Origin of the sequence: Brevibacterium picturae, from assembly GCF_030453725.1 — a bacterium.
Lineage (GTDB): Bacteria > Actinomycetota > Actinomycetes > Actinomycetales > Brevibacteriaceae > Brevibacterium > Brevibacterium sandarakinum_A.
The window spans coordinates 1-2,761 of the sequence record NZ_JAKDJU010000274.1; the positions used below are offsets into that span (position 1 = coordinate 1).

Consider the following 2,761-nt stretch of genomic DNA (forward strand, 5'->3'; position numbering starts at 1 on the left):
GGATCGGAACGTTCTGCAGGCGCAGCTGGCCGCGGGCAAGGACCTTGTCCGTTGACGAATCGGTGATGATGACTTCCCAGAGCTGCTGGGTACGCCCCTGGTGCAGGGCGGTGCCCTCGACGCTCACGCGTGCACCTGTGGTCGGTCGCAGGAAGTCGGTGGCGTTGTGGATTCCGACAGCGAATTCGCCGCGCTCGGCCACCGCATGGCTGGCGCCGATGCTTCCCGTGCTCTCGACCAGGGTGGTGTACACGCCGCCGTGGACGACGCCCCACGGGGTGTGGTGGTCGACGCCCAGGTCGGCATGGCCGCGGACGGTCGTGTTCGTGACCTCGTCGATGACGAGACCCGAGGCGGCGACGAAGCGGCTGGCGGCTTCGAGCGAAACGTTCGGGGTGGACCCTGATGGTGCGTTCATGAGTTCTCCTTTGAGCTGTCTGAGATGCTGTCTGAGGTAGCTGGCTGAATAATTTGAAGTTAGCCTACAATGGAGCGACAGGTCAACCGATGGGGAGGCGATGACGGGGCCGACGATGGAAGGAGCAGACATGGAGTGGTTGGAATTCGACACCGCGGAATGTTCGATCCAGAAGACCCTCGATGTCATCGGGGAGAAGTGGACCATGCTCATTCTCCGCGAGGCGTTCAACGGGGTGCGCAGGTTCGATCAGATCCGCGATCATGTCGGCGTCTCCGATCCGGTGCTCTCCGACCGACTGCGCAAGCTCGTGGCCGCCGGAGTCCTCGAGTCCAAGCCCTATCGCGAGCCCGGGCAGCGCGTGCGCAAGGAGTACCGGCTCACGGACAAGGGGCTCGATCTCTATCCGGTGATGATCTCGCTGCTGAGGTGGGGCGACGAGCACTGCGCCGACACCGATGGTCCGCCTCTCGAGGTGCTGCATCGCGACTGTGGCGAGCCGATCCGTGCCGTCGTTGAATGCGCGGCCGGCCACACCATCTCCTCGCCGCGGGAGGCCGTGACCTCACCGACGCCTGCGGCGACTATGCGGCCTGCGCCCGTGCGCGGATGAGCTCCTCGGCGGTGCGCACGTATGCGTGGTGATGGACCGCTTCCCTCGTCTGCAGGACGATCCGGCGCCGAGGTGTCGGATCGATGAGCGGTACCGCCGTCACTCCTGCCGGCAGGTCGCGAACCGCCAGCGGGGGCAGGGCCGAGACGCCGACTCCGGCGGCGACCATGGCCAGGACGGCATAGTGATCATCGGAGCCGGCCGCAAAGCGGGGCTCGTAACCGGCGGCATTGCAGGCTCGGGTGACGATGAACCCTGCCGGCGTATTGCTGATGTCCGCATCGACCCACGCTTCGTCCTTCAGCTCCGACATCGAGACCGCCTCGGCGCCGGCCAGGTGATGATCGGAAGCGAGGACGAGCAGGTAGTCCTCTTCGGTGAGCACCTGCCGACGGAATCCCGGGATCGTCGTCGGCGGCAGAGACGGTTGCTCCGAATGGATCTCGAGGTCGCGCGGTCGCCAGTCCTCGGCATCAGTTGCGGGGCTGAGGCTGATTTCGAACTGCACCGTGGGAAATTCGGTGACGACGGAGGAGACGATGGCAGGTATCCACTCCTTCGCCGCCGAAGAGAAACAGCCGATCTCGAGCCGGGGTCGGGGGTCTCGACGCAGGTCATCGAGTGTGGCCTCGAGGCGTCGCAGGCTGGAGAAGACCTCACCGGATTCCTCGGCCAGACGCGCGCCGACGGAAGTCGGCGAGATTCCCCGCCCGCTCCTCTCGTAGAGGGGCAGGCCCACGTCCTTCTGCAGCCTGATGATGTGCTGGCTGATCGTCGCCGGAGTGTACTGGAGATTGGCCGCGGCCTGCTGGACGGAGCCGCTGGCGACCACGGCCCTCCAGATTGCGAGTCGGTGGGTGTCGAGCATGCTCCGATTATAAAGTGTTTGCTGACAGACGTTTGAAAACAATTGCTTGTGCTTGATTGAAGCTCGGGGAGACGATGAAGGCATGTGGATCATTCCGGTGCTGTTTCTCGCCTTCGTGTACGCCCTCGTCCTCTTCGGCATGGGTCGTTTCCTCCAGCCCTCGCACGACCGGCTGCGGCTGAAGCGTCTGGACAATCCTGCCGTCGTCCAGACCCTGGCCCGCGGGTGGGCCGCCCTGACCTCGGGGCGCAGCCTCGAGCGCATCACCGATGAACTCTCGGTTCGCCGGGACGTGGCGAGCCGGCGCGGCGATCAGCCCTGAGCCTTATGAGAAGAGCGTGATTGCAAAGATCGCGAAGATGACGAGGTGAGCCGCGCCGTGAATCGCTGTGACCCTCTTCGCCGCGAAAGCAGTCACCGACAACAGCAGGGTGACCGCGAGCAGCAGCAGGTTCGCCGGGGATTCCGCTAGCACGATCGGCTGATCGGTGAGCAGGCCGATGAGCAGCACCGTGGGAATCGTCAGCCCCACCGTGGACACCTGCGCCCCGTGGCACAGGTTGCTCACCCGCTGGATCTCTCCCTGCCAGGCCGCCCGCACCGAGGTGATCGTCTCCGGGAGGAAGACGATGATCGCGATGACGACCCCGGACAGGGCCACAGGAGCGCCGAGGCGGCCCAATCCGTCATCGAGCAGCGACGCCATATCGTGGCTGAGCAGGACGATCGGTGTGACCGTGGCGATGAGCAGGGCGAGGCGCACGATGATCTCGGTGCGGTGCGTGGAGATGATCTCGACGATGCTCTGCTTCGGTGCAGTCTCGACGGCGGTCGCAGCGGACGAATCGGCCACCTCGGCGGG

5 protein-coding genes are annotated in these 2,761 nt (G+C 65.3%); 2 read left to right on the forward strand and 3 right to left on the reverse strand.

Translation table 11 applies throughout. The features are described 5' to 3' along the window. The coding region (locus tag L0G76_RS15445; protein ID WP_304358025.1) for a PaaI family thioesterase at window positions 1-418 on the reverse strand (418 nt) is incomplete at its 3' end. 130 nt (window positions 419-548) lie between these two features. Here L0G76_RS15445 and L0G76_RS15450 point away from each other — a divergent pair. Continuing rightward, window positions 549-1,031 (forward strand): winged helix-turn-helix transcriptional regulator, encoded by a 483-nt coding sequence (locus L0G76_RS15450; RefSeq protein WP_304358026.1) that lies wholly within the window; start codon window positions 549-551, stop codon window positions 1,029-1,031. Here the strand turns inward: L0G76_RS15450 and L0G76_RS15455 are convergent. Beyond that, window positions 1,003-1,899: a LysR family transcriptional regulator gene (locus L0G76_RS15455; protein ID WP_304358027.1), complete on the reverse strand. Its 897-nt coding sequence runs from the start codon at window positions 1,897-1,899 to the stop codon at window positions 1,003-1,005. The two genes, L0G76_RS15450 and L0G76_RS15455, sit on opposite strands and share 29 nt — an antisense overlap. An 82-nt stretch (window positions 1,900-1,981) precedes the next feature. Between L0G76_RS15455 and L0G76_RS15460 the strand changes: the two genes are divergently transcribed. After that, the gene (locus tag L0G76_RS15460; protein ID WP_304358028.1) at window positions 1,982-2,221 is read left to right on the forward strand and encodes a hypothetical protein; all 240 of its coding nucleotides are present in this window, start codon (window positions 1,982-1,984) and stop codon (window positions 2,219-2,221) included. A 3-nt stretch (window positions 2,222-2,224) separates the two neighbouring features. On the opposite strand, the gene L0G76_RS15465 is transcribed toward L0G76_RS15460, so the two are convergent. After that, the coding region (locus L0G76_RS15465; protein ID WP_487247011.1) for a calcium:cation antiporter at window positions 2,225-2,761 on the reverse strand (537 nt) is incomplete at its 5' end.

Coding starts and splice junctions, on each gene's coding strand:
- L0G76_RS15455 (WP_304358027.1), bottom strand. CDS start 1,899: ATGCTCGACACCCACCGACTCGCAATCTGGAGGGCCGTGGTCGCCAGC.
- L0G76_RS15460 (WP_304358028.1), top strand. CDS start 1,982: ATGTGGATCATTCCGGTGCTGTTTCTCGCCTTCGTGTACGCCCTCGTC.
- L0G76_RS15450 (WP_304358026.1), top strand. CDS start 549: ATGGAGTGGTTGGAATTCGACACCGCGGAATGTTCGATCCAGAAGACC.